Genomic DNA, 26,633 nt, shown 5'->3' with positions numbered 1-26,633 from the left:
GATCATGCGGGCTGTTCCGTCCTTACGAGAGTTGCGTCGTTTTCCTGTTCCGCGTCGAGCGGATGCAGCAGGGAGAACAGATCCTTGGGGTCTGCCGGCTCAGCGATCAGCTCGATCGTGCGGCCGACCCCCGTCTCCCGCGCAAGATCGCGCAATAGGCGCAACACCGAAAAATCCTCGATGGCGAAACCGACGCTGTCGAAGATGGTGATTGCGTCTTTGGAGGTGCGCCCTGGTCGATGACCAGCCAGAATCTCACGCAGTTCCGTCAACGGATGCTCCGGGCCGAGTTGCTGAATTTCGCCCTCGCTGCGCGTCTGCGGCGCATATTCGACGAATATTTCAGAGCGCAGCAGCAGGTCGCGCGCAAGTTCGGTCTTGCCGGGACAATCGCCGCCGACCGCGTTGATATGGGTTCCAGGCCCAACCATGTCGTCGGCCAATATCGTGGCGCATTTCTTATCCGCCGTGATCGTCGTGATGATATCTGCGCCGGATGCGGCGCTGCGCGCGTCGGCGCACCGAATGATCGTCAGGCCGAAGTCGGCCATGTTGCGCTCGAACTTCTCGACGGCGTCAGGATCGACATCGAAGACGCGAAGCCGGTCAACGCCAAGAACGGCGTGAAAGGCGCATGCCTGAAACTCCGATTGGGCGCCAAGGCCGATCAGCGCCATCGTCTTGCTGTCGGGCCGCGCGAGATGCGCCGCCGCCAGCGCCGAAGTGGCGCCGGTGCGAAAGGCGGTGGCGAGCGTCATGTCGGCGATAAGCGTCGGATAGCCGGTTTCGACGTCGGCGAGCGCGCCGAAGGCGACGACGGTCTGCAGGTTGAAGTGCGTGTTGCCGGGATGACCGTTGACGTATTTAAAGGCGAAAGCCTCGCCGTCGCTCGTCGGCATCAGTTCAATGACGCCGCGCGGCGAATGGCTCGCGTAACGCGGCGACTTCTCGAACGCGTCCCAGCGCATAAAATCGTGACGCAGATAGTCGACGAGCAGCAACCAAAAGCGCCGCGCGCCCACTTCTCCAACGATGCGGGCGACATCTCGCGCGCTCAGAAACGTCACCATGCCTTCTCCAATCGATCCCTGTCAGGAGACTAGAACGCGGCGCCGCTAATCAAAATCGCCATAAATTGTCGAAACGGCTCGAAATCTGTCATTTCGGTCATAGATATTGACTGTTTCGACAGAGATATGGGCATGGACGATCTCGACCACCGACTGATCGCGCTGCTGCGAACCGACGCGCGCGCTTCATTATCCCAGCTCGCCAAGGCGCTCGGCGTCTCGCGCGGGACGGTCCAGAACCGACTCGACAAGCTCATCGCGTCCGACGTGATCCTGGGCTTTACGGTTCGGCTGAAAAATCCCGCCGCATCCGATCGCATCCGGGCGATCATGATGGTCGAAGTCTCCGGCAAGAATTCCCGTCGCGTCGCTCAGGCGCTGCGCGGGCTCCCGCAGATCCACACGCTTTACAGCACCAACGGGCCTTTCGACCTCATCGCGGAGATCGAGTGCGCCAATCTCGAGGAATTCGATCGGGTGCTGTCGGGCGTGAGGATGATCGAGGGGATCGCTCGAAGCGAGACGAGCCTGCTGCTTGCACCCGCATGAACGCCCCCTGGCGCATCGCGCGGGCATTCGGGCGCGTCAAGGACGAACCCCGTCCGATATCGTTCAGAAGAGTGCCGGCGCCGCCTTGGAGTCCGTCGGAAACAGCTTTTCGTCTCCTTCGACCGCGCGGGGCAGACAGACACGCGCGATCAGCCCGTTGGGCTCTCGATCGAGCAGCGACACGGATCCGCCATGGTTCTCGACGAGCGAGCGCACAATCGATAGGCCGAGTCCAAATCCGCTGTGCTCGTCAAGCGTTCGTCCCGGCTGGCCGCGAACGAAGGGCTCAAATGCAGTGTTCTTGCCCTCCGCTGACATTCCCGGTCCGTCGTCGACGACGTCGACCTCGATGAGCCCTCCCGGGCCCTCCGCGATGTAGATATCCACGGTCTTCGCGTGATGCGTCGCGTTTTCGACGAGATTGGTGAAAATGCGCTGCACGTCGCAAAGCGATCCGAAGACCATTTGGTGACCATCGCCATGGTAGGTGACATGATGCCCGAGGTCGCAGAACTCGTCAGCGACAGTTTGCAGAACGCTGTCGAGATCGACCAGGGAACAGTCGGACTTGTCGTCTCCTTCAGCGCGCAAATACTGCAGATTCTTGAACAGCATTGCGTCCATCAGATCGACGTCGCGCATCATCCGCTGCTGAAGGCTTTGATCTGGCACGAACTCCGTTTTTAGCTTCAGGCGCGTGATAATTGTTCGCAAGTCATGACTCACCGCCGCAAGCACATGGGCGCGCGCGGCGATCATCTTGCTGATGCGCGCCTGCATACGATTGAGCGAGCGGGTCAATTCGCGCACCTCGTGGGGACCTCGTTCGGGAAGCGGCGTCTTCGTATCGATGTCATTCGGAATCTGCTCGGCGTATTTCGCGAGTCGCTGCAGCGGCGCCATGATCGCGTTCAGCGCCCAGAAGACGAAGATCGCGGTGAATATGATGAAAGATAGCGCCGTTCGCGCTCCCGGAGTGACGATGATCGGTTCGTCCTCCGCGTGCTGCCAGAGCCACCGCCAGATTGAGCCAGGCGACTTTTGATGCTGCGCGATCGAGATGGTCGCGTAGCCGCCCTTGCGCAATTCGACGGCGAGAACGCCGTAGTCCCCTGGCGCCGAGCTGGCAACCTTGAACACGTCCGCGCCTTTCCACAAAAGCGAATCGATGTGACGGATCTCGTTATCGAAGGCCACGTCGCTTCCCAACGAGGCGTCCGCCGCTGCTGGGCGAGTCTCCTGGATCTCGATATTGGCGTAGGGAACGGCAAGAGAAAGCTCTGAAACGATATTCGCTCTCTCTGCATTCGGCGCGACGTCCAGAGCGAGGATTATGCTCGCGATGAAATCGCCCTGATCGACAATGTGCCGCCGGCCGAACACATGGAACATGCCGATCACGATGGTTTGGAATGCGACGATGGACACAAGCATGAGCAGCGTGATTTGCACGGCCAGCTTGTTGAGCCGGAAACGCCAGGGAACGCGAGTTGAGTTCATGCGCGCGCCACGTGAGTGGAGAAAATATAGCCCTCGGAGCGAACCGTCTGGATGAACGCGGGCTTTTTTGGATCCGCTTCTATCTTCTGTCGAAGCCGGCTGATCAGCACATCAATGCTCCGCTCAAAGGGCCCGGTCGTCGGGCCATGCGTCATGTTGATCAGTTGCTCGCGCGTCAACACCCGGTTGGGATTTTCGCACAAGGCATGCAACAGATCGAATTCGGCGCCCGTCATGGCCACTTTTATGCCGCACGGCGCGACGACCTCCCGCGCCAGCACATCCACACGCCAGCCCGAGAAAAGATACGCTTGCCGTACAGCGCGCCCGTCGACGGCGTTCGCGTTCGGGGTTTCAGTTCGCCTCAAAACGGCGCGGATACGCGCCAGCAGCTCGCGCGAATTGAAAGGCTTGACGATGTAATCGTCGGCCCCGAGCTCCAGACCCAATATTTTGTCGATGTCCTCCGACTGCGCCGTCAGTATGATTATGGGGATGCGTCTCTCGGATCGCACCCGCCGGCAGATCGACAAGCCGTCTTCGCCGGGAAGATTAAGGTCGAGGATCAGCAGGTCATAGGCTCCGGCGCTGAACGCAGCGTCCATTGCCTGGGCGTTTGCGGCCACCTTAGCCTGAATATCGTGCGCCGCGAGATAGAGCGAGATGAACTCGCCGATTTCGGCGTCATCCTCGACGATCAGAATTGAAATGGGAGGGGTCAAAGGAGGCGCAATCGCTTTCGTTGGAGCTCACTGGAACTATGCGGAACCTAATAATGCAGTGTTTCTAGAGTGTTTCCATCACAAAAAAGGACGCCGTCCCGCGACGCTTCAGTAGCTCTTGGTCTGATCTCGTCGGATTTGGGAAAAGAATCAGAAACAATCTCTGTGGTCTGAAAAACTGGAGAAACACCACAGCCACTAGCCTATCCTATGTTGCGGCCGAGCTACCCGGTTGGTGCCAAGGTTTCGACTGAGCGCGATGGCAAGGACAATGTATGAAAAGTAAGGCTCAGGCTGTCACCCAAGACCTCGAAGCGACCGCGGCAGACGCGAACGCCTCTCAGCGCGCCGGATCGTCGGCGCAGGACGGATGGCTGGGCTTAGGCGGATCAGACGGAATTTTGGCCGGCGCGACAGGAACCAGTCACATCGCCGTGGACGACAATCATTCACGAGGGACGCTTCCAACAAGGTTCACGCCGAAGACCGGCCTCGCCGGATTGGCTCAAAATTGGCGCGCGGACGTTCTGTCCGGCTTTCTGGTCTTTCTTATCGCGCTGCCGCTCTGCCTTGGCATTTCGATGGCGTCGGGCTTTCCGCCGCAGGCGGGCATCATCACCGCCGTCGTCGGCGGACTGCTGGTGTCACGAATCAATGGCTCCTTCGTCACCATCACCGGCCCGGCGGCGGGCCTCATCGTGGTCATTCTGGACTCGGTGCAGGCGCTCGGCGGCGGCGACGCCAAAGCCGGCTATCACTACACCTTGGCGGCGATCGTCTGCGCCAGCGTCATTCAGATGCTGATGGGCATCATGAAAGCCGGCAAGATGAGCGCCTTTTTTCCGTCCTCGGCCGTGCATGGCATGTTGGCGGCGATCGGCATCATCATTATGGCCAAGCAGATTCACGTCATGCTCGGCGTGAAGCCCGATGCGCAGACGCTGTTTGAGACGATTGGCGCGATCCCCGCCAGCCTTCGCGACATGAATCCCGAAGTCGCCATGATCGGCGGCATTGGGCTTTTGATCCTGATCGCCTGGTCGCTGGTGAAGAGTCGCCGCCTAAAAATGATCCCCGCGCCGCTCGTCGTCGTCATCATCGGCATGGCGCTCGCGCAATATTACGATCTCGACGATGAACATATCTATCTCTTCCTGCCCGACACGCCGTTCCTGCCGCATCACGAATTCACGATCGGTCCGAAATTCCTTGTCTCGATTCCGCAGAACTTCCTGTCCGGCTTCGCCTTCCCGGATTTCTCGCTGATCGGCTCCGGCATGTTCTGGCAGCAGGTCTTCGCCATCTGTCTTGTTGGCAGCCTGGAGAGCCTGCTCAGCGCGGCGGCGGTCGATAAGCTCGATCCCTATAAGCGCACCTCGGATCTCAACCGCGACGTCGCGGCCGTCGGCTTCGGCAACATCATCTGCGGTCTGATTGGCGGTCTGCCGATGATCGCAGAAATCGTTCGCAGCTCCGCCAATGTGAATAACGGCGCGCGCACGGGGTGGGCGAATTTCTTCCACGGGTTGTTCCTGCTGATCTTCGTCGCGCTTTTCCCGAGGGTCATTCATGAGATCCCGCTTGCCTCGCTCGCGGCGCTGCTGGTGTTCACCGGTTATCGACTTGCGTCGCCGCTCGAGTTCAAGAAGACGCTGGCGATCGGCTGGGACCAGCTCACCGTTTTCGTGATTACCATCATCGGCGTGCTGGCGACCGATCTCTTGATCGGCGTCGCCATCGGCATCGCCGCCGAGTTCCTGTTTCACTTCTGGCGCAGCGTCAATTGGGGGCAGGTCTTCAAGTTGCATCGTGACGTCGTGGAGAGCGAACCCGGCGTTTATCAGGTCAAGATCGGCGGCGCCGCGTTTTTCGCCAATTACCTCGCGCTCAAGGGCGATCTCGCGAAGCTCCCAAAGGGCAAGACGGTGATCTTCGACCTCTCGGAGTCCTGGTGCGTCGATCATACGGTGATGGAGAACCTCCATCACTTTTGCGAGGACTATGAAGCAAACGGCGGCCACGCAGAGATTTGCGGACTGGATCAACACGTCGCAACGTCAAAGCATCCCCTCGCCCCGCGCAAGCGCAGCGTCTAGTCCGTAAAGTTCACGCAAGGCGCGACCGACGACCGTCGCGTCGATTCAAAGGTGACACGTATGCCGCTCTACCTGGCGCTGACCTCTGTCAGCGCCCTGCTCGCCGTCAGCGTTTACGCCATCGTCGACAGGCGGAACCATGACGTCAGCCGTAACGTCTACCGCCTGTGCATCGGCCTCTGCGGCGTCATCTTTCTCGCAGCGGTCATGCCAAGGGGCGCTCATGTCGTTTCCACGACTTTGCCGCTCGGGCTGCCGTGGATCGGCATGCATTTTCGCATCGACGTCCTGACCGCCTTTTTTCTCGCGGTCGTCAATCTGGGGGGCGCGGCGGCAAGCGCCTATGCGATCGGCTATGGCGCGCATGAGAAAGAGCCGATACGCGTGCTGCCGTTCTATCCGGCTTTTCTCGCTGGCATGAATCTCGTCGTGCTGGCCGACGACGCCTTCACCTTTCTTGTCGCTTGGGAGTTCATGTCGCTTGCGTCATGGGCGCTCGTGCTGACGCATCATCATGAGGAAGAGAACAGGCGCGCCGGCTTCGTCTATTTGTTGATGGCGAGCTTCGGCGGTTTCGCGCTGTTGATGGCGTTTGGCGTTCTCGGGGGCGTCGGCGGCGCCTATGACTTCGCCTCGATTCGCGAGTCGACTAGGGCGGGCTGGACCTCGGGCCTTGTCCTCGCCCTCGCGATAGTCGGTATGGGGTCGAAAGCCGGACTCGCGCCCCTGCATATCTGGCTGCCACTCGCCCATCCGGCGGCGCCGAGCCATGTCTCGGCCCTGATGAGCGGCGTTATGACGAAGGTCGCCGTCTACGGCTTCATTCGCGTCGTGTTCGATTTGCTCGGGCCGCCGGCGTTCTGGTGGTCGGTCGAGCCGATGACCTTTGGCGCAGCGAGCGCGCTCATCGGCGTTCTCTTCGCGACGATTCAGAGCGATCTGAAGAAGCTGCTCGCCTACAGCACCATCGAAAACATCGGCGTCATTTTCATCGCGCTCGGACTTGCCTTGGCGTTCAAGGCCAATGGCATGGCGCTGCCGGCCGCCCTCGCCTTCACAGCCGCGCTGTTTCACGTTTTCAATCATTCGCTGTTCAAGAGCCTGCTGTTCTTTGGCGCCGGCGCGGTGCTGAACGCGAGCGGCGAAAGAAGCATCGAGCGGCTCGGCGGGCTCATTCACTCCATGCCGAAAACGGCGTTCCTTTTTCTGGGCGGGTGCGTCGCCATCGCCGCCCTGCCGCCGCTGAACGGCTTCGTCTCGGAATGGCTGGTCTTTCAGGCGATCCTGCTGAGCCCGGCGCTGCCGCAATGGACCGTGAAGCTCCTCGTTCCGGCGGTCGGCGTGGCGCTGGCGCTGAGCGCGGCGCTCGGCGCCGGCTGTTACATACGCGCTTATGGCGTCGCCTTTCTGGGACGTCCCCGCAGCGAAGCGGCGCGCGCGGCGCACGACCCGGATCGCTGGTCGCTCGCGACCATGGCGGTTTTGCTGACGCTGTGCCTCACGGCCGGTCTGCTGCCGAGCCTCGTCATCGACACGATCTCGCCCGTGGCGAAAGATTTTGTCGGCGGCCGCATGCCTACGCAGGCTGAACTCTCCTGGCTCTCGATCGCGCCCGTGGCCGAAAGCCGCAGCTCCTACAATGGGCTTCTGGTCTTCGCGTTCATTCTCTTCTCCGCCTATTCGGCGAGATGGGTCATCCACAAATTCGGCACGGCGCGGTCGCGGCGCGCGCCGGCCTGGGACTGCGGCTACATCGAAACCAGTCCCATGACGCAATACACCGGCAGCAGCTTCGCGCAGCCGATCCGGCGCACTCTTGGCGTCATCGCCTTTTCGGTGCGGGAGCGCCTCGACATGCCGGCGCCTGGCGATACGCGGGCCGCGCGCTTGAGCGTCGACGTCAAGGATCGAATCTTCGATTACCTCTACGCGCCGCTCACGCGGGCGGTGGAATCTTGCGCCGCCGGGCTGAACATTCTCAGTCTCCTGACGATCCAGGAATATCTCGCGCTGGTCTTCGCGGCGCTCGTCTTCCTCCTGGTTCTGGTGGCGATATGACGCTTCTTTTCAACCTTATGGCCCAGAGCCTCCAAATGCTTTTGGTGCTTGCGCTCGCGCCGCTGCTCATCGGCTTTGTTCGAAAGCTGAAGGCGCGTCTCTTGCGCCGCAAAGGACCGCCGATCATTCAACCCTGGCTCGATCTCATTCGGCTGCTGCGCAAGGAGGTCGTCCTCGCAGACAACGCGTCCTGGCTATATCGCGCGGCGCCCTATCTGATCTTTGCGATGATCTGGGTCGCCGCATCGCTCGTGCCGACATTCGCCACGGGACTGACGTTCAGCTGGTCGGCCGATCTCATCGCCATCATCGCCCTGCTCGGCAGCGCCCGCTTTTTCCTTGCTCTCGCCGGCATGGACATTGGAACAAGTTTCGGCGGCATCGGCTCCAGCCGCGAGGCGATGTTCGGCTCGCTCGCGGAGCCGGCGATGATGATGATCGTCTTCACCGTCTCCTTCGTCGCCGGAACGACGCAGCTCTCTGAAATTGCGGCCTACATGGTCGCGAATATGGAATTGCGCGCCTCCGTCGGCATGGCGCTCGTTGCGCTCCTCATCGTCGCCATCGCGGAGAATGGACGGATTCCTGTCGACAATCCGGCGACGCATCTCGAGCTGACGATGGTGCATGAGGCGATGATTCTTGAGTATTCCGGGCGCTATCTCGCGCTCATTGAACTCGCCTCCGCGCTCAAACTGCTCCTTTATCTCTCGCTCATCGCCTGCGTCTTCTTCCCAGTTGGCCTCGCGACGCATGACGCGGGCCCAAGGGCGATGGCGATCGGCCTTGGCGCTTACGTCCTCAAGCTGGCGATCGGCGGCGGCGCGCTCGCGCTATTTGAGACATCCACGGCCAAGATGCGCATCTTCCGCGTGCCCGACTTTCTCGGCGCGGGGCTGATGCTCGGCCTCCTCGCGACGCTGCTCGTTTTCGTGACACGGAGCCTCTGATGGAGCTTCTGACAATCGACATCGCCCATGTGCTGGCGGGCGCGCTCCTGCTGACGAGCTTCATGCTGCTGTATCAGGACAGACTGTCGGGGCTGATCAATATCTACACGCTCCACGCCGTCATTCTGTCGCTGTCGGTCGCCTGGCAGGCCTATTACCAGGACGCACATCATCTCTATCTCACGGCTGCCATCGCGGCGATCTTCAAGGCGCTGATCATTCCGTTCAGCCTTCGCCGCATCATCAAGCGCTTGCGCATCCACCGCACCGTGGAGGTCGTTGGCGGCGTCGGCATAACCATGCTCATCGGCATATTTCTTGTGGCGCTGTCGCTCGTCGTCATGCTGCCGGCGACCGCCTCCGCCGATCCGCTGTCGCGCGAGGACATCGCATTCGCCTTGGCGATCGTGCTGCTGGGGCTGTTGATGATGGTGACGCGACGCAACGTCGTGAGCCAGATTATCGGTTTCATGTCGCTGGAAAATGGTCTGGTTCTGGCGGCGGCAGGGGCGAACGGCATGCCGCTCGTCGTCGAGATCAGCGTCGCCTTTTCCATTCTCATCGCCTTCATCGTGATCGGCATCTTCCTGTTTCGCATCCGCGAGCGATTCGACAACGTCGACCTTTCTGAACTCGATCGCGTACGCGGAGGACGTTCATGAGTTCCGATCTCTTCCTGGTCTCGAACGCGCTTGTCGGCATTCCCGCCGTCGCGGCCATCGCCGTGGCGCTTGAACCGGCCTACCGACGCTCGGCGATCATCAACCTCTGCGCCTCCGGCGCGACGTTTCTCTTCGCGCTTGTGCTTCTCGTCGTCGAACCCGAACGCGGCGGCTATCTCTTCGTCGACGACCTCAACATCGTCTTTATTGTGCTCTCGACCTTCATCGGCTTCACCACGAGCGTCTATAGCGCGAGCTATATCGACCATGAGATCGAAACCGGCCGGCTGACCACGAGAAACGTCCGCTTCTATCACGCGATGTATCAGTCGCTGATGTGCGCGATGAATCTGGCGCTGCTCGCCAGCAACATCGGCCTCATGTGGGTCGCGGTCGAAGTCGCGACCCTGACGACCGTATTGATGGTCGGCATGTACCGCACGCCACACGCGCTCGAGGCCGCCTGGAAATATTTCATCCTCGGCAGCGTCGGGATCGCGCTGGCGCTCTTTGGCACGATCCTCATTTACATGGCGGCCGAGCCGGTTCTGGGACAGGGCTACGACGCCATGGTCTGGACGACGCTGATGCAGCAAGCGCCGCAGTTCAATCCCCGGATGCTCAACGTCGCCTTCGTGTTTCTGATGCTCGGCTACGGCACCAAGGTTGGGTTGGCGCCGATGCACGCCTGGCTTCCGGATGCGCATGCGGAAGGCCCGACGCCGATCTCGGCGGTCTTGTCCGGCCTCCTTCTGAATGTCGCGCTCTATGCGGTACTGCGGTTCAAGATGCTGCTGACGGCGAATGCGGCGGCGATTACGCCTGGCCCGCTGATGATCACGCTCGGCCTTGCATCGCTCATCATGGCGGCCTTCATGCTTTACCGCCGCGGCGACATCAAGCGGCTGTTCGCCTACTCCTCCATCGAGCACATGGGCATTATCGCCTTCGCCTTTGGCATGGGCGGACCGCTCGCCAACTTCGCCGGTCTGCTGCACATGACGATGCACAGCCTGACGAAGTCCGCGATCTTCTTCTCGGTCGGTCACATCGCGCAGGTCAAGGGCACGCAGAGAATCGCCGACATCCGAGGACTGACGCAGAGCCAGCCGGCGCTCGGCTGGTCCCTCGTCGCTGGCGTCGTCGCCATCATCGGTCTGCCGCCGCTTGGCATCTTCATGAGCGAATTTCTCGTCGTGAGTTCGACCTTCGCGCGCCAGCCCCTCCTCGCTATTCCACTGGTCTTCGGCCTCCTGCTGGCCTTTGGCGCGCTGCTGTTGCGCCTCACCGGAATGGCGTTCGGCGAGCCGAGCCGCGACCAAGGCGAGGTGAAGGCTTCGATGTGGCCTGTCTACGCGCATCTCTCGCTTGTGCTGCTGGCGGGAATCTACCTTCCCTCTCACGTCGTGACCTGGTTCCAGAACGTCGCGCGGCTCTTGGGTTGAGTTCAAAGGATGAAAAGATGAACTTCGCCAGCAAACAGATAGAGGCCCAGCCGTCGCCGCCGACGTGCCTGCCTTGGCCGCGTGAGATCGTCGACAGAGCTGGTTGGCTCGCTTTCGCCGAAAGTCTTGCGAGAGGCGAGCGCGAACTCCTCAGCCTGTGGGGCGAACCTTCGAGCGTTCACATGGCGGTGCTCGAAGAGCGGCAGCCGCGCCTGCGCATCATCACATTGGAGTGCCCTGAAGGCTCCTTTCCATCCGTCGGGCGATTGCATCCGCCGGCGTCGAGGCTCGAGCGCGCTATCCGCGATCTTTATGGGTTGAGGGCCGAAAACCCGCCCGATGACCGGCCCTGGCTCGACCATGGCCGCTGGGGCGTGCGTCATCCTTGCAACGACCCCGAAAAGATCGACTCCGCCAGTGACAGCTACACGTTCCTTCCCGCAGAAGGCGAACCGCTCCACCAGATACCGGTCGGACCCGTGCACGCCGGCATTATCGAGCCGGGTCACTTCCGCTTCTCGGCCAATGGCGAAACCGTCGTGCGGCTTGAGGAGCGGTTTGGCTTCGTGCACAAGGGCGTCGATCAACTGATGGCCGGCGCCTCGTTCGAGCGCGCCGCGCGTCTCGCGGCGCGCGTGTCCGGCGACAGCACGGTCGCCTATAGCCTCGCCTTTTCGCAGGCGATCGAAGCGGCGTTCGACGTCAATGTTCCGCCGCGCGCGACATATCTGCGCGCGCTGATGGCCGAACTGGAACGCCTCGCCAATCACTTCGGCGATATCGGCGCCATCTGTAACGACGCGGCCTTCGCATTGATGCATGCGCAATGCGGCATCGTCCGCGAACGCATCTTGAGGGAGGCCGCGAGCTGTTTCGGACACCGCCTGATGATGGATCGCATCGCGCCGGGCGGCGTCGTCGTCGATCTGGCGCAAGAGAACGTCACGGCGCTTTTCACGCTGATCGAGTGGATCGAGCTCATGACTCCCCGGTTCATCGCGCTCTTCGGCGACACGACGTCGCTGCAGGATCGGACCGTCGGAACCGGCGTCGTCAGTGAGGCGCTCGCGACGCAATATGCATGCGGCGGCTATGTTGGACGCGCCTCGGGCCGGGAGTTCGACGCGCGCAAGGCGATCGGTTACGCCCCCTATCCGCAGCTGACGTTCGAGATCGGCGCCTCAAAGGAAGGCGACGTCGATGCGCGCGTCTGGGTCCGGTTCGACGAAATCAAAGCCTCCCTCAAAATCGTCAGACAGATTCTCGACGAAATGCCGGAGGGACCGATCATCGCCGCCTGGGCGCTGCCGGAAGACTGGACGCGCGAAGGCGCCGCGCTCGTCGAAGGCTTCCGCGGCGATATATTTGTCTGGCTGCGCATCCGCGCTGACGGCGTGGTGCAGCGCTGTCATTTGCGCGATCCGTCCTGGTTCCAATGGCCGCTGCTCGAAGCGGCGATCAAGGACAACATCGTCGCCGACTTCCCCCTCTGCAACAAATCCTTCAACTGCTCCTACTCGGGGCATGATCTCTAGGACGCGCGCACGATGCAGAAATTCTTGCTTCAGGGCCTGCTCCGGCGCGCTCTGACCGAACAGGCGCCCACGCCAACTCCGACGTCGATCGCCGAACTTGGCTACACGCTGGGGCGAACAGCCCGCCAGAAACTGGGCCGCAGTCTGTCGATCCGCGAAGTCGACGCGGGTTCCTGCAATGGCTGCGAGCTGGAGATCCACGCGCTCAACAACGCCTATTACGATCTCGAGAGATTTGGCATGCGCTTCGTGGCGTCGCCGCGTCACGCCGACGTCTTGCTCGTCACCGGACCGGTGACGAAAAACATGCGCGAAGCGCTTGAGCGAACCTATGCGGCGACGCCGGATCCAAAATGGGTGATCGCCGTCGGCGACTGCGCCTTTGACGGCGGCGTCTATTGCGAGAGCTACGCATGCGTGGGCGCCGTCGCGAAAGTCATTCCCGTCGATCTTCACATTCGCGGCTGTCCGCCTGATCCGACGACGCTGCTCAAAGGGCTGATCGCCTTCGTTGAAACGATGAGCTGAACGACTCGGCCGAAGGCCCCTCGCCCCGCGAATGTGGCGACGTTCTGTCAGCCGCCCGACTCTCGAAATGCGCGAGCAATATTTCCTCGCAAAGAGAAAAACTCGGGAAAAACCTACGTACGAAAACTTGGCTAGAACGGAAGCGTGCTTAGCGCTTCGCATATGCGAGTCGCGGCGTTCAACGCGATGAACTTGCTGTCTTGATTCGCGGCGCAGCGCGCGCCGCCCACGCGAATGAAGACGCAAGCGAGGCTAGTCATGAATCTCCCAGGCTGGAAGCATGTCGCGGCAAGCGGACTTGTCGCGGTTCTCTCGACAACGACGGCGCATGCCGCCTCAAGCGACGTGATTGAGGCGAGGCTGCGAGCGCTGGAGGCGGAGATCGCAAAACTGCGGCGAGAGGCTCGTCAGGCCAAAGAGGAAGCCCAGCAGGCTTCCCAGTCCGCTCAACGAAGCGCCGCGAAGGCCGAGGCGGCGCAGACCGCTACGCCGCTTATGCCGCCAGTTTTCGTCGCATTCAAGAACGGTCTGTTCGTCGAAAACGCAGACAAATCTTACAACTTCAAGATTGGCGGGCGCATGCAGTTCGACGGCGGCGGCGCGGCGCAGCCGCTGAATGGCTGGTCAGGCCAGGCTGGCGTTCGCCAGGTGCGTCTCGAAGTCGAGGGGAAGGCTGCCAAATATTGGTTCTACAAACTGCAATATGATTTCGCCGGCTCGCAATATGGCACGCCATTCAACGCGCCCGTGCAAGGCGGCATTCGCGATTTCTATCTTGGCGTACAACATCCCCTTCTCGCGCTGCCCTTCACGAAGGAGCCAGCGTTCATCCATATCGGCAGCTATTTCGAACCCTTCAGCCTCGAATTCACCGCTTCTTCGCGATTCCGGGACTTCATCGAACGCGCCATGGCGGTCGAAGCCATCGCGCCCAGCCGCCATCTCGGCGCGGCGATCGGCGCCTATGGCGACAACTGGACGGCAAAAGGCGGCATCTTCACGACGAGCTTCGAAGATTTAAACACAAATCCCACAGTCGGCGCGCCGCCGTCGTTCGGTGTTCCCGCGAGGGCCGGTTGGGTCCCAACCGGCGGCGGTCAATATTTCGATCTGACCGGCCGATTGACCTACGCGCCGATCATGACCGAGCATGATCTCCTGCATGTCGGCGTCTCGGGCCGCTATCACCAGCCAAACAGCGCCACGGGATTATCCGACGATCGCGTGCTGCGGATCGGCAACCGCATTCGCTCGGAAGCCTATATCCTCAATCAAGGGCTGCTCGGCACGCCCGATCTCTCCTGCGGAACCGTCGCTCTGCCGGGATGGGGCGCCGCCGCCGCCGCGCATTGCGTCAACAGCGTGCAGTCCTTCGGCGTGGAGTTGTCCGCGGCGCATGGACCGTTCTCGCTGCAGGCGGAATATCTGGGGCAGCAAGTCAATCGCAATACGACCAATATTGGGCTTGCGCGCCTCGCGGGCGCTTTCGCGCCGGGCGGCGCCTCGCATTATTTCAGCGGCTTCTATCTCTACGGACAATTGTACCTGACGGGTGAGGAGCGCGCCGCCGCATATGACGTGACGAACAAAATCGGCGCGAACTTCAATCAGATCACGATCAAGCATCCGATGAGCGCGGGCGGCTTCGGCGCGGTTGGGCTCGCCGCGCGCTACAGCGCGCTCAATCTCAACAGCGGACCCTATAGCGGCTCAAGCCTGTACAACATGCTCGCCTATACGACGCTCATCGCGCCCAATCCCGCGGCCGCGTCTTATATCGGCAACGCGGGCGTTGTCGGCGGTCGCCAGCAAAACGTCACTCTGGGACTCAATTGGTATCCTGACAATGGAATCCACTTTCAGTTCAACTGGGTCCATGTGCTGCAAGCCTCTGCGCCGCTCAATGATTACGCCTTGTTCACAACCGGCGTTCCGACGCGGCAAGGCCCTTATTTCAACGGCGCCCATCCCGATCTCTTTGAAGCGCGCGCGCAGGTCTATTGGTAGGCATTCCGCCGCCGAGCAACACGGCTCGGGGGGCCTTAGAATTACTGGCTGCTTTGGAGCGCGCTGCTCCCATGCGCTTCATTGTTCGAAAGCCCATATCCGATTCCAATCGCTTTTCATGCTGGTGACAAACCATCCTTGCCGCTTCGCCTCGTCATACAAAGACTGAGGAAAAGTCCCAATTTTGGTGTCAGGCAAGCCGAGCGCCGGACCATAGGCGTATTCGCGCGTGGGGTCGTCGTGCAAAACCAACATGCCAAACCGCGCGCCGTCCCCGGACGTCGTGTATTCGAGCATCTGCCGGTCGCCCGTTGAGTTCCCGAACGCGGCGCGCGGCAGACGACCGATCATCAAATGGATGGCCTCGGGTTTGCCGGCGCCGACGTCGCTGAGCAGCGTTTCGGCGCTCTCGATCAGAACGGGACGCCCGCGCTTGTCATAACGATAACTCACGCTCTCCAGAGTTCCGACAACCTGCTCGGGCGGAACGCCATAGGTCTTCTCCGCATAGACTCGCACGAAATCCTGCCCGCCTCCGGTGACGATGTAGGTCTTATAGCCATTGGCGCGCAGATGCTTCATCAGCTCGAGCATCGGCAGATATGTCAGCTCGGTGTAGCGGCGGCCCCAGCGCGGGTGTCTTGCTGTCTCAAGCCATGTCTCCGCATCGGCTCTGAACCGCTCTATGCTCATGCCGCTCAGCGGCACGGCCATGATCTTGATGAGGTCCTTCGTCGAAAGCTTCGATATCGCCTCCATGTTGCGCGAGAGCGCTGTCTTGAAGGGTTCGATCTTCGCAAGCGCGGGTCTTGCCTTTACGACGGCAGGCAGGCGATCCAGACAATACATCAACTGCGGATAGATTGGATGGGACGCCCAGAGCGTGCCATCCTGATCGAAGACCGCGATGCGCTCCTCGGGCGGGACGAATTTCGTATTGGACGGATCGGTCGTCGCTCGAACGAAGTCGACGATTGCATGTTTAGTCGGCGCTTCGTTCCATGACGGAAGCGGATCGCTTCCCGCCCCGGCATCAGATGATCCCGCCAACAGGAATGTTGTGGCCATCACAGCGATCAGGAAGCCCAATCGAACCAGCGCTTTCATCATTCCTCGCTGATAAGCCGAAAGTCGTCGAAAGTGCTGCATTGCGCCGAAAATCTATCGAGAGCCATAAAGCGCCGCGACAAATTTGCAACGCCTGGCGCAATTCTTCGACGAAAGACGCGAGATGATCGGAACAGAGCTTGATTTCATTCGTTGTTAGGATGACGCTCTCAATAGGTTGTTCAGTGGTCCGTCTCTAAGAAGGAGATTTTCAATGACCACCAGAAAGCTTCAGCGAAGACGAAGCGCGATCAGGTCGCTTCTCCAGAATCTCGAAACTCGTCCGTTCTGCGAGGATCAATTGCCGCACTCTGGCGGATGGCTGAGTCAGCCTCGGCCGAAGCTGTCGCGCGGTTCGACCAACGTCGGCGGGCACGGCGATCGTCGATAGATATGGGCGGCGGCGGGCGTGAGCGCGTCAGCCGCAAGCATTGGACGCGCCGACAGGGTAGCAAACGAATGCCCCGACCGTGATGTAACGGCGGGGCGTTCTGCATAGAGCGGCAAAGATTTAAGCAAGTGGGCCGGCCGCGATAGCGGGCTCGCGCTTCGACGAGCGCCTCGCCCTAGAGGCGAAAGGCGTAACAGCCACATGCTGCGGCGTCGCTATTCGGCTCGGGAAGCTTCCGTCGCCTCCAGCACATTCTCGATCGGACAGTTGAACTCCCAGACGATGCCTGCGCTGTCGTATTGGAGCCTTGCATCCCCTCTGAGGTTCAGTCTGATCATATCGCGAATGACTGTGGACCCGAAGCCCTTACGCGCAGGCGTAACGACCGTGGGACCCTCCGTCTCACGCCAGCTCATCGTGAAGCGCCGGCCCTCGCCTTCCTGCTCGCGGACGCCCCATTCGATGTCGACGCGGCCATCCGAGTTGGACAGCGCGCCATATTTGACGGCGTTGGTCGCCAGCTCATGCAGCGCCATGCTGAAAGATTGCGACGCCGCGGCCGAGATGGTCAGCGGCGGGCCTTTTAGCGTGATGCGATCGTCGATCAAATCCTCCAGATGAGCGAGCTGCGAGCGCACGAGATCGCTTAGCGTGACGCCCTGCCAATCACTGGCGACCAGCAGGTCCTGGTTCGCGGCGAGAGACAAAATGCGCTCTTGAAACGTTTCCTCGAAGTCGCGTCCTGGATCGCCCGCGGTCGCTCGTGCGATGGCCAGCACGATGCTCAACATATTTTTCGAGCGGTGATTGAGTTCACGCATGAGAAGAGCGCGCTGTTCCTCCGCGCGCACGCGCTCAGTCACGTCCCTCGACAGCACGGCGACTCTTGGGCTTTCCGCTTCCTCGATGCGGAAGACAAAGGCGTCATAGATCTTGCCGAGGGCTCGCGCTCTGCGGACGACGCGTTCGGCGTTCCCGGACACCGCGACTCTGCCGATCGTATCGATCCAGTCCTTTTCCAGACTGGGCACAAGCTCGCGACCGCTACGCCCTTCAACGTTTTTCAGACCAGTGATAGCCTCAAATGCTGGATTGACTTCAAGGAAGCGGTAGTCGGTCGCATGACCTTCCTCGTCATAGAGCGGCTCGACCACCGTGAAGCTTTCGTCAATGGATTCAAACAGCAGGCGATACCGCGACTCGCTCTCGCGCAGCGCCTCTTCCGCGCGCGCCCGTTCGATCGCCGACCACGTCCGCTCGGCGACATCTTCTGCGACGGCCGCCTGAGCGGCGCTCCAGGTCCTCGGTAGCCGCGAATGAACGGTAACCACCGCGACCAGCCGGTCGTCCTTGACCAGCGGCGCGGCCAGAAAAGCGGAAACCGAACGGTTTTCGAATGACCTGAGGGTCTCAGGCGCCGCCATGCGCGGGTCGTTGCGGACGTCGTTAACGGCGATTGTTCTGCCGCGCTTGAGGTCTGCGAGAAGGGCCTCACCCCAACTCGCGAGACGATGGCGCCCGGCGTTGCTTGGCGCCGCGCCGTCGTTCCAGTCGTGCTGAACAGTTGCGTATTCGCCGGCCTCGTCGATCTCCGCATAGGCCGCATCGTTGGCCTCGAGATGACGGCCCAGGACCTCGCTCGCCGCAGCCTGAATGGCCATGGGATCCTCCAACGGGCGCAAACGGTCGTTCAGATCGATCAGGAGATTTTGCCGGGCCTCGCGGTCCCGACGGCTCGCCTCGCGCGTCCGCTGCTCTGTCGTGTCGCGTATGGCGAGAAGGATCAGGTTAAGCTGCTCGAGCCGACGGCCGTTCAGCAGCATCACCCGAGGACCGAAGCCTTGGAACACGCGTTCGATCCGGTGGTCGTCGAAACTCTGGCGACGAGGGAGAATGTCCTCAAGCAGTCGTCGCAGCTCCGGGGTGTCCCAATGGCCATTGCCCAGCTCGTAAATGGAGCGCCCTGCCGTCTCCTTGGGATCGCCGCCGAAGAGTTGATAGAAGGGGCGATTCGCCGAGTGAACCGTGAGGTCCCCGTGGAGAATCAGCAGCGCTTCATGCACGCTGTCGATCAGTTTCTCGGCGAATTCGATTCGTCCCTCGAGTTCATGACGGAGCCGCTCACGCTCGGTGTCATCGGATATCGCAAGCAGGATGCATTCTTTATCATCTGGCCCGCGGAGGCGCTTGGCCTTGAGCCGCAGGATGCGACGTCCGACACGTTGGAAATCATGTTCAACGCGGCAATCCTCGATCGTACTGTTTCGCTCAACAATTTGCTCTAGCAGCCTGCGCAGCTCCGGGATGTCCCACTGACCGTCGCAAAGCTCATAAACTGTCCGGCCAACCGTCTCCTCGCGCGTCACCTGAAACTGACTGAGGAACGCCTTGTTGGCGACCTCGACCGTGAGCTGTGGATCAAGCGCCAGCAGCGGCAAACCCACGGTCTCCAGGATTGAACTCGCATAGGCGGAAATGTCAGTCTCGGTTGTCATGCCTACCGAACTCAGATTGACGATCAGCCTTGCTGAAGGTAACGCGTTTGGACGCGAGAGGAACCCCGTACGATCGGCTGGCGAATCTCGATTATGATGCCCTTCAATCGCCATTGACTGTCGATTCGAGGGAACACGTGATTCTAAAATTCTGGATGTCGCAGACGACGCTCGTCATGGCGCTCATGCTCACAGGCGCCATGGCCGCTGTCGCGCTTTTCCTGTGCTGGCTAAGCTTCGCCTCGCGCTTTGCCGCCTATGCACAGAGCTGGAAAGGCGTCGTGCCGCCCTTCGTGGCCGTCCCGGCGACCCTGTTTGGCCTGCTGATGACGTTTCTCTCGCAGGACGTCTGGGACGCCAATCGCAGCGCCTATCGCGCCATCGCCATGGAGCGCGAACAATTGGCGACGCTCGCAGCGCTTTCCGGCAATCACGGAGACCACGCGGACGATATTCCGCGCGCCGTGCGTGACTATGTGGAAACCGCCGTTGGCCTCGAATGGAAAACCATGGAAGACGGCAAAGAATCGCCGGAAACCGAGGCCGCGCTGAACAGACTCACGCGCGCGGTCGCCAGCGCGAGAATCGAGGCGGCCTTCCAGCGCGCGCTCGTCGATACGGTGATGCGTTTGCGGTCGGCGCGGGAACAACGACTCGCGATTGCGGGGGCCTTTCCCGACGATCGAAAATGGGCGGCGGTGATCATCATCGCCTTCATCACGCAAATCGCCCTTGCCGTCGTGCATCTCGACCGCCCGAGGCCTCAGCTTCTCGCGCAGACAATTTTCGCTTTGGCGGCGATCGTCCCGATATCGCTCGTCGCATCCGTGGACGAGCCCTATTCGCCGCCCAACGCGGTGAGTTCCGAGCCGCTTGCGCAACTGCTGGAGCGCTATCCTCAAAAGTGACCGGCTCACCTTTGATAGCGCCCTGCAGACGCAGCTAAGAGTTCCAATAAAATTGCATTAACCTTCAACGAACGCCGGAACGCGTTCCTGCGCCGAACCCGAGTCCGATCGAGACGAGCCAATGACAAAAATTCAAAAAGTGGTTGGCACCGCTTTTGTCGTGGCGGAATTCCGCAATGACGAAAACACGCAAGCTCATCCGCTCTACCGTGATCCCTACGTGCACCTGTTCCTCGATCGGGAAACGAAGGAGGCGGCGGATCGCATTTCCCAGTCGTTTCCGCCGATCAGGAACAATGTGCGACTGAGGACCCGCTACTTCGACGACCGGCTTCGTCATCAGATCGACCAAGGGCGCCGACAGATCCTCATACTTGGCGCCGGTCTCGACACAAGGCCGCAGCGGATCGCGGCCGAAGGCGTCGCCTATTTTGAAATCGACGCTCCAGAAACCCAGGCGTTCAAGAAGGCGAAGCTCGAAGCAAGCGATGTTGATCCCAACACGACATATATCGGGGCGGATTACGTGACGGATGGAATGATTGATCTCCTACGAGAAAACGGATGTGATTTCCGGCTTCCCACCCATGTCATATGGGAAGGCAACACAATGTATTTGAACGAAGCGGCTGTGAGTCAGATCTTGACGGGACTCATGCGCCATATCGAGCGCTGCTCCGTGTCCTTCGACTATATGGCTGAGGACGTCATCAGCAACGCCACCGGCGATCCTGAAATCACCAGCGTCGTCGAGAGATTCGCCGCCATGGGCGCCCCCTGGACGTACGGGATCGACAATCTTGCCGAACTCGCGGCGCGTTGCGGCGCAAGGGTGCTCGATCGGGCGACGCTCGCCGACCTCCATCGAACCTATTGGCCGGATCAGCCGTTAACCTCGCCCCTTTACGGGTATTATACGCTTTGCACGTTGCAGAACGCGGTGGCGTTGTAATGGGCACGCCGCGGCGCCAGCCGGGGGAATAAGCGCAAACGACGTAAAGATCGTCGGGGAGGCGGACCAGCGCTACATGAATATCTAAAGTTATAAGACAGGAGGCCCCCATGCCAAAAGGCATTCAGTTCACCGGCGATTTTGAGGTATCCGCGATGCCGGCGCTCATCCCTGGCAGCTGGTATATTGGAATTGCGTGCAAACAGTGCCGACAACGCTTTGCTTTTCTGAGCGAACTGACAGGCACGGGCGCTCTGGAGATATCCGGGCCCGCCACATTTAAGGTGACGTGTCCGAACTGCGGAGCGCGCGGAGAATATTCCGCCACCGAGGTCATACAGTTTCAGGCCGCTCAGGGCGGCCCATCGTCGACCGCCTAGCTCGCGGCTCAACCGACCCGTTCGTAATGGGCGGTGAAGTGTCGGAGAAACGGCGCCTGTTCGGTGATCCGGTAGGCCGGGATTGCGTCGCGCCGGCGGCCAATGGCGTCCAGCACTTCAATCAGATAGTCGAAATGGCTCTGCGTATAGACCCGGCGGGGGAACGCCAACCGCACCAATTCGTGCGGCGCTGCGATCTCCTCTCCCCCTCCCGGCGAAGGCTTTCCGAACATGACGCTGCCGAGCTCCACGGCGCGAACCCCGCCCTCGAGATAAAGCGCATTGACGAGTCCGATGCCGGGATAGTCGCTGGCCCTCAAATGCGGGCAAAACGCCGCGGCGTCGATGAATATGGCGTGGCCGCCGGCTGGGCGCACGATCGGTATGTCGCGCGAGATAAGCGCCGACGCCACATATTCGACGGTCGCGTGCCGATAGCGCTGATAGTCGTATTCCAACGCCTCCAACAAGCCGACGGAGATGGCTTCCAGATCGCGGCCGGCGAGACCGCCGTATGTCGGAAATCCTTCCGTCAGGATGAGCAGGTTACGAAAGTCGTCGGCCCAAGAATCATTGTTGCAGGCGAGAAATCCTCCGATATTTGCGAGCCCGTCCTTCTTTGCGCTCATCGTCGCCCCGTCGGCGAATGAAAACATTTCCCGCGCAATTTCCAACAGGCTCCGATCGGCGAAGCCTTGCTCGCGCTCTTTGATGAAGAAGGCGTTTTCCGCAAAGCGGCAGGCGTCGATAATCAGCGGAATACCGCGCTTGTTCAGGATTTCCCTGACGCTTCGGACGTTTTCCATCGACACCGGTTGGCCGCCGCCGGTGTTGTTGGTCACTGTCAGCATGCAGAAGGGAATGTTTCCGGCGCCTTCGGCCTCGATCAACTGTTCGAGCTTGCCGAGGTCCATATTTCCCTTGAACAGTTTCTCAGATTGCAGTTCGCGCGCTTCGGTCGACGGCAAATCCGTCGCAATCGCGCCGACATATTCGATGTTCGCGCGCGTCGTGTCGAAGTGACCGTTGTTGGGAACGACGTTCCCTTTCTTGAGACGCGTCGCAGCCAGAATGCGCTCGGCGGCGCGCCCCTGATGCGTCGGAAAAATGTGTTTGAATCCGGTAATCTCGCGCACGGTTCGCTCGAATCGTCGCCAGGAGCGGCTGCCGGCATAGCTTTCGTCGCCGAGCATCAGAGCCGCCCATTGGCGATCGGACATGGCGCCCGTGCCGCTGTCGGTCAGCAAGTCGATGGTGACGTGGTCGGCGTCCAAGAGGAAAACATTGTTGAAGGCGCTGGCGAGAAACGCCTCACGCTCGCTGCGCGTGGTGATGGGCAGCGCCTCGGTCATCTTGATGCGAAACGGCTCGATGATCGTTCTCACGGGAATGCTCGCGATTGATAGCCGAACCGACCGGCTGTCGGCCACGTGCTACTCAAATGGGCCTCATCGCACGGCTGGTCCACTTCCAAGCGCCAACGGCAGGCATCGCCGCTCTTTCACAGCGCCTGCGAGCTTATCGCTCTTTCGTGGATTCAATCTTCGGGATCGTCGGGCAGTTCGGCGCGTTCTGGCGTTCGCGCGTTTGACGCGGCGCGTGCATAACGGCGACTGGACGCCGAACCGATTGCGCCAAGACTGGTCGCGGCGCCGGGAGCAGCCATCGATTGTGGGCGACTGCGCCGATCAACTGCGATCGTTACTGCTTCTCCCCGAGCCGTCCGAAAAACTTGCGAACCGAATTCGCGGTGCGCTTCAGAAAGGTGGAGAGGCCGTCGGGCTTCCGAGAGGTTTGATGGCTGGCGTTCCTGTCCTTGGCTTGATGCTTGGGTTTGGCGTCCGCGCCGGTATTGACTGCTCCGCGTTTGGACTCAGAGGCGTTTTGCTCTTGTTCGGGCCTGATCTGCACACGCGATCTTTCCGGCGCCACGGTTGCAGGCTCCGCAGTTGAATTCTTGTCCGGCTTTGCAGGCGCGGCGGATTCCGGAGCGGCCCGCGGAACTGGCGCCGGCAGCGTCGCCGCTGGCGCAGCCTCATTGCCATGGAGAGCCTTGTCTCCCTGCTCACGCTCTTGAGATGGAGAGTTCGCTTTGCTTCCGTGCTCGGCGCCCGGCGCAACAGGATTCGGTTTCGAGTCTTCTGGCGTTGCGGCCGGAGGCGCGGCGATGATTGCGGCGTCGCTCGGCCCTGCCGGCGCGGCGCTGCTCGGATGTGGCGCCGCGTCGTTTGTCGGCGCGCTCTCCTTCTCCATGGGCTTTGCCGCCGGAGCGCCCGTCTCCGCCTTGGGCAATGCGCTCTGGCTGGGATTGACCTTTTCCTGTCTTGTCGGCGGCGATGCGCGCGGGGCGCCTGCGCGTTTGGTTGAATCGACAGAGCCAAAGAGCAATGTTTTGACGCCAATGACGGAAACCAAACCGCCAACAACGACCAGACCGGCGATCATGATGGTTCGGCCAGCGCGGCGCGGCGGCTTGTCGAGAACCGTTCCGTCGTGGCGGCTTACAAGAGGCACAAGGGCTGTTGCTGTAGCTTCATTATTGGCGCCTATCGCGTCTTCGTTCGCAGACCCGCGATCCTCGGACAGGCTGATGCGCTCCACGACGACGTCGCCATCCGACGGCGACGAGTCCAGATTTGAAATGGGATGGTCGTCGCCAACATTCCGCGCTTCTGCTTCATCAGTTCTGGAGATTGTTTCTCGTCGCCGATCTTCTTCCTGGTGACGTTTGAAGCCTTCGATGAGCCAGTTATCGACGGGAACTTCCTTGCTGGCGGCATGCATATGTGCGCCGCGGGATGGATGCCTCGCCGCTTTTGCGCGCTCTTCCTCTTGCCGGCGCCTGAAGGCTTCAGCGATCCAATTATTGCCGGATCGGTCGTGAGCTCGGCGCGTTTCGCCGCTGTCGGCGCCGCTTGGGGAAGCGCCGGGCTCGCCGCTTCGCCGCGCATCTTCGCGGCGTTTAAAGGCGCCCAGCGTCCAATCGCTTTCGAGAATTTCTTGCAAAGTCATATCCCCACTCACCGGCTCCGCTCCTGCGCTCATGGCTGCAGCGATGATCATCCGGGAACGCATGAGGTTTACACGAAATCGATGCTAGCTGACTGACGGCGTGCGTCAATGATCCTGGGCTTGACTCCGCCCTGGTCAGGTTCGCGGCGCGAGAAATCTGCGCGCGAACAAGCTGCTAACGCAAGCGTCGCGCGAACCAGAACAGCGGCGCTGGGACTTTCAATGCCGAGCTTACGACGCGCCATGAGACGCGCCATGTGAACGCGCCAGGAGGACGCGCCAGGAGGACGCGCCATGAGGACGCGAAGTGACGGTGGCGCTGAAACGGCCATTCGGGGTAAGCTCCCGCTAAGCGGGAAGAGGTGAGAGAAGCTGGAACGCCGCGGCGGCCGAGCGGCCGCGCCTGACGGCCACGACGGAAGCGAGTCCAAAAATTTAAACAAAGGAAACAGACTATGCGGACTGTCCTCAAATTTTCGATTGCGTTCGCGTTTGTTGGAATCTCGTATCCCGCTCTGGCGGCCCAGTGTGGACACTCGGCTGCGGGCTTCGACAATTGGAAGCAGGAATTTGCCCAGGAAGCGCGCGGCCAAGGGATAGGTCAGGCCGGCATCAGCGCGTTAATGGGCACCCATTACAACGCGCCGACGATTTCCGCCGATCGCGGCCAGAAGAGTTTCCGCCTTTCGCTCGACCAGTTCCTCGCCAAGCGCGGCGGCTCGGCCATTGTGTCGCGCGGCCGCGCGCTCAAGCGCTCCTACGGCGGGCTCTTCGCCCAGATCGAGCAGCGCTACGGCGTGCCGCCGGGACCTCTTCTCGCGATCTGGGGGATGGAGACCGGGTTTGGCGCGGTGCATGGCAACCAGCACGCGCTGTCAGCTGTCGCGACTTTGGCCTATGACTGCCGCCGCTCCGACTATTTCACCGATCAGCTCTATGCCGCGCTGACGCTGGTCGATCGCGGCGCGCTGTCGCCGAGCGCCCGCGGCTCGATGCATGGCGAAATCGGCCAGACCCAGTTCCTCCCGAAAAACATCCTCAATTACGGCGGCGGGGGCAATCTCGACAACTCGGCCGCCGCCCTAAACGCCACGGCGAATTTCCTTCACGCTCACGGCTGGCGCGCCGGCGGCGGCTATCAGCCTGGCGAAAGCAATTTCGGCGCGATCCAGGCCTGGAACGCGGCCACGGTTTATCAGCGCGCGATTGCGCAGATCGGTCGCCAGATCGACGGCGGCGGCGCGTCGCCGGACCAATGACGCGCTAAGCCAAAAAAAAGCGCCGGCGCGATTGGCGCCGGCGCAATTCCCAAATGCCCTGAGGCGAGAGGCCATCACTCAGCCGGCGTCGCCTCCGGTCCGTGATCCTCATCGGGCGCACTCGGCGGCGGAGGCGGCGGCGGAGGTTTATGCGCCTTGGCCGCGGTCGTCGTGTCACGACGGCGATGGACGAGATAGATTAAGAACGCGGCGATCGTGCCGAGCCCGAGCGTAAGATAGACTGGCAGATCGCGCATGAAGCTCTTTCCCACCGAGAAGGGGAAGCGAGACACCCATCGCTCACCGTGATCGCCCGTGACCGTGACGATGCCGACGAAATAGCCCGGCTCACTGAACGTATGTTCGAAATTGATCGTGCCTGTCGGGTAGCTCTTGGGCTCCCGGTAGGCGACGGTGACGGCCTGGAGATCCTCGTTTTCCTTCTCCTCCCCGCCGATGTCCTTGACGATGCGCAGTTCGACCTTCATGTCGCGCAGCTCTTCCTGCTCCGCGTCGAAAACCATGATAATCGGCCCGGTGGCGGGAATGTCTTCGCAGAATTCGTTCTTGGACGCTTCCGGCAGGTAGCCAGTAAAATTCATGATGTCCGGCCCAATGAAGAGCCGGCACCGGCCTTCGGCCGCCCCCAAGCGCCCATGCGCCTCGGCCGGAGCGGGCGCGCCGGCGACAATCGCCACGACAATGGCCGCGGCCGATAAAACAGCAAGGCGAAGGCCTCTAGCGAAACGGCAAGCGTTCCGCTGCGCCAAGCGATCTTCGCCCACGTCCGGCGCGGGATGCGCTTCCGGAATTCCACCATCACGCATGATGACCTCCTGGGTCTTCGTGTGACAAGAACACGCGACTCTCAGAAATGTTGCCTTTGCGCCGCACAAGCTACTCCCGTCAGGCTTACGCTCGGGGGTCGCTCGTAACAACGCCTGAGGCTTGATGTTAGCGGATTCCGGCGCATCAGCAAGGGTGCGACAATCGGCCGCTGTTTCCGC

General features: G+C 61.2%; 20 protein-coding genes. 12 read left to right on the top strand and 8 right to left on the bottom strand.

Translation table 11 applies throughout. The annotated features are described in order from the left end of the window. Positions 1 to 2: 2 nt before the first annotated feature. Complete coding sequence (locus A3OO_RS0108160) at positions 3 to 1,070, bottom strand: ornithine cyclodeaminase (RefSeq protein WP_018407346.1); 1,068 nt, start codon at positions 1,068 to 1,070, stop codon at positions 3 to 5. A 132-nt stretch (positions 1,071 to 1,202) separates the two neighbouring features. Between A3OO_RS0108160 and A3OO_RS0108155 the strand changes: the two genes are divergently transcribed. Continuing rightward, positions 1,203 to 1,619, top strand: coding sequence for an Lrp/AsnC family transcriptional regulator (locus tag A3OO_RS0108155; RefSeq protein ID WP_018407344.1), 417 nt, complete (start codon positions 1,203 to 1,205; stop codon positions 1,617 to 1,619). A 63-nt stretch (positions 1,620 to 1,682) separates the two neighbouring features. Here A3OO_RS0108155 and A3OO_RS0108150 read toward each other — a convergent pair whose 3' ends face one another. Next, positions 1,683 to 3,119: an ATP-binding protein gene (locus tag A3OO_RS0108150; protein WP_018407343.1), complete on the bottom strand. Its 1,437-nt coding sequence runs from the start codon at positions 3,117 to 3,119 to the stop codon at positions 1,683 to 1,685. Continuing rightward, positions 3,116 to 3,841: a response regulator gene (locus tag A3OO_RS0108145; protein ID WP_018407342.1), complete on the bottom strand. Its 726-nt coding sequence runs from the start codon at positions 3,839 to 3,841 to the stop codon at positions 3,116 to 3,118. Before A3OO_RS0108145 ends, A3OO_RS0108150 begins: the two co-directional genes overlap by 4 nt. Before the next feature lie 275 nt (positions 3,842 to 4,116). On the opposite strand from A3OO_RS0108145, the gene A3OO_RS0108140 reads away from it, so the two are divergent. The 8 genes from A3OO_RS0108140 to A3OO_RS0108100 all read left to right on the top strand — a co-directional run bounded on the left by A3OO_RS0108140 (position 4,117) and on the right by A3OO_RS0108100 (position 15,122). Next, positions 4,117 to 5,937: a SulP family inorganic anion transporter gene (locus A3OO_RS0108140; RefSeq protein ID WP_018407341.1), complete on the top strand. Its 1,821-nt coding sequence runs from the start codon at positions 4,117 to 4,119 to the stop codon at positions 5,935 to 5,937. Between the two features lie 60 nt (positions 5,938 to 5,997). Further along, entirely contained in the window at positions 5,998 to 7,995 is a 1,998-nt protein-coding gene (hyfB, locus tag A3OO_RS0108135) for a hydrogenase 4 subunit B (protein WP_018407340.1), read from the top strand. Further along, the gene (locus A3OO_RS0108130; RefSeq protein ID WP_018407339.1) at positions 7,992 to 8,945 is read left to right on the top strand and encodes a respiratory chain complex I subunit 1 family protein; all 954 of its coding nucleotides are present in this window, start codon (positions 7,992 to 7,994) and stop codon (positions 8,943 to 8,945) included. The genes hyfB and A3OO_RS0108130 overlap by 4 nt, the downstream gene beginning before the upstream one ends. Further along, a complete protein-coding gene (locus A3OO_RS0108125) occupies positions 8,945 to 9,607 on the top strand; it encodes a hydrogenase-4 component E (protein WP_018407338.1) in 663 nt (220 codons plus the stop codon). Before A3OO_RS0108130 ends, A3OO_RS0108125 begins: the two co-directional genes overlap by 1 nt. After that, positions 9,604 to 11,052 (top strand): hydrogenase 4 subunit F, encoded by a 1,449-nt coding sequence (locus A3OO_RS0108120; RefSeq protein ID WP_018407337.1) that lies wholly within the window; start codon positions 9,604 to 9,606, stop codon positions 11,050 to 11,052. The genes A3OO_RS0108125 and A3OO_RS0108120 overlap by 4 nt, the downstream gene beginning before the upstream one ends. Positions 11,053 to 11,069: 17 nt before the next feature. Then, positions 11,070 to 12,587 carry a hydrogenase large subunit gene (locus A3OO_RS0108115; RefSeq protein WP_245257134.1) on the top strand — a complete coding sequence of 506 codons (1,518 nt, stop codon included), beginning with the start codon at positions 11,070 to 11,072 and terminating at the stop codon, positions 12,585 to 12,587. A gap of 12 nt (positions 12,588 to 12,599) precedes the next feature. Further along, positions 12,600 to 13,115: an NADH-quinone oxidoreductase subunit B family protein gene (locus A3OO_RS0108110; protein WP_018407335.1), complete on the top strand. Its 516-nt coding sequence runs from the start codon at positions 12,600 to 12,602 to the stop codon at positions 13,113 to 13,115. Positions 13,116 to 13,373: 258 nt separating this feature from the next. After that, positions 13,374 to 15,122, top strand: a complete 1,749-nt coding sequence (locus A3OO_RS0108100) for a carbohydrate porin (RefSeq protein WP_018407333.1) — start codon at positions 13,374 to 13,376, stop codon at positions 15,120 to 15,122. Between the two features lie 78 nt (positions 15,123 to 15,200). Here the strand turns inward: A3OO_RS0108100 and A3OO_RS0108095 are convergent, their stop codons facing one another. Then, positions 15,201 to 16,232 carry an HAD family hydrolase gene (locus A3OO_RS0108095; protein ID WP_018407332.1) on the bottom strand — a complete coding sequence of 344 codons (1,032 nt, stop codon included), beginning with the start codon at positions 16,230 to 16,232 and terminating at the stop codon, positions 15,201 to 15,203. Positions 16,233 to 16,835: 603 nt separating this feature from the next. Next, positions 16,836 to 19,115 (bottom strand): PAS domain-containing protein, encoded by a 2,280-nt coding sequence (locus A3OO_RS0108085; RefSeq protein ID WP_018407330.1) that lies wholly within the window; start codon positions 19,113 to 19,115, stop codon positions 16,836 to 16,838. Positions 19,116 to 19,252: 137 nt separating this feature from the next. Here A3OO_RS0108085 and A3OO_RS0108080 point away from each other — a divergent pair, with 137 nt between their 5' ends. Together A3OO_RS0108080 and A3OO_RS0108075 are read left to right on the top strand one after the other, a co-directional pair. Beyond that, complete coding sequence (locus A3OO_RS0108080; RefSeq protein ID WP_156824779.1) at positions 19,253 to 20,023, top strand: bestrophin-like domain; 771 nt, start codon at positions 19,253 to 19,255, stop codon at positions 20,021 to 20,023. 121 nt (positions 20,024 to 20,144) lie between these two features. Continuing rightward, a complete protein-coding gene (locus tag A3OO_RS0108075; RefSeq protein WP_018407328.1) occupies positions 20,145 to 20,975 on the top strand; it encodes a class I SAM-dependent methyltransferase in 831 nt (276 codons plus the stop codon). A gap of 388 nt (positions 20,976 to 21,363) precedes the next feature. Here the strand turns inward: A3OO_RS0108075 and A3OO_RS0108070 are convergent, their stop codons facing one another. Both A3OO_RS0108070 and A3OO_RS0108060 read right to left on the bottom strand, forming a co-directional pair. Next, positions 21,364 to 22,740, bottom strand: coding sequence for a tryptophanase (locus A3OO_RS0108070; protein WP_018407327.1), 1,377 nt, complete (start codon positions 22,738 to 22,740; stop codon positions 21,364 to 21,366). Positions 22,741 to 23,056: 316 nt separating this feature from the next. Then, positions 23,057 to 24,367, bottom strand: coding sequence for a hypothetical protein (locus A3OO_RS0108060; protein WP_040573388.1), 1,311 nt, complete (start codon positions 24,365 to 24,367; stop codon positions 23,057 to 23,059). 455 nt (positions 24,368 to 24,822) lie between these two features. On the opposite strand from A3OO_RS0108060, the gene A3OO_RS0108050 reads away from it, so the two are divergent. Then, the gene (locus A3OO_RS0108050; RefSeq protein ID WP_018407324.1) at positions 24,823 to 25,626 is read left to right on the top strand and encodes a lytic murein transglycosylase; all 804 of its coding nucleotides are present in this window, start codon (positions 24,823 to 24,825) and stop codon (positions 25,624 to 25,626) included. Positions 25,627 to 25,700: 74 nt separating this feature from the next. Here A3OO_RS0108050 and A3OO_RS0108045 read toward each other — a convergent pair whose 3' ends face one another. Continuing rightward, a complete protein-coding gene (locus A3OO_RS0108045) occupies positions 25,701 to 26,453 on the bottom strand; it encodes a hypothetical protein (protein WP_018407323.1) in 753 nt (250 codons plus the stop codon). Positions 26,454 to 26,633 lie beyond the last annotated feature (180 nt).

Origin of the sequence: Methylocystis rosea SV97, assembly GCF_000372845.1 — a bacterium.
GTDB classification, from domain to species: domain Bacteria; phylum Pseudomonadota; class Alphaproteobacteria; order Rhizobiales; family Beijerinckiaceae; genus Methylocystis; species Methylocystis rosea.
This window is presented reverse-complemented; position numbering and strand designations above follow the sequence as displayed.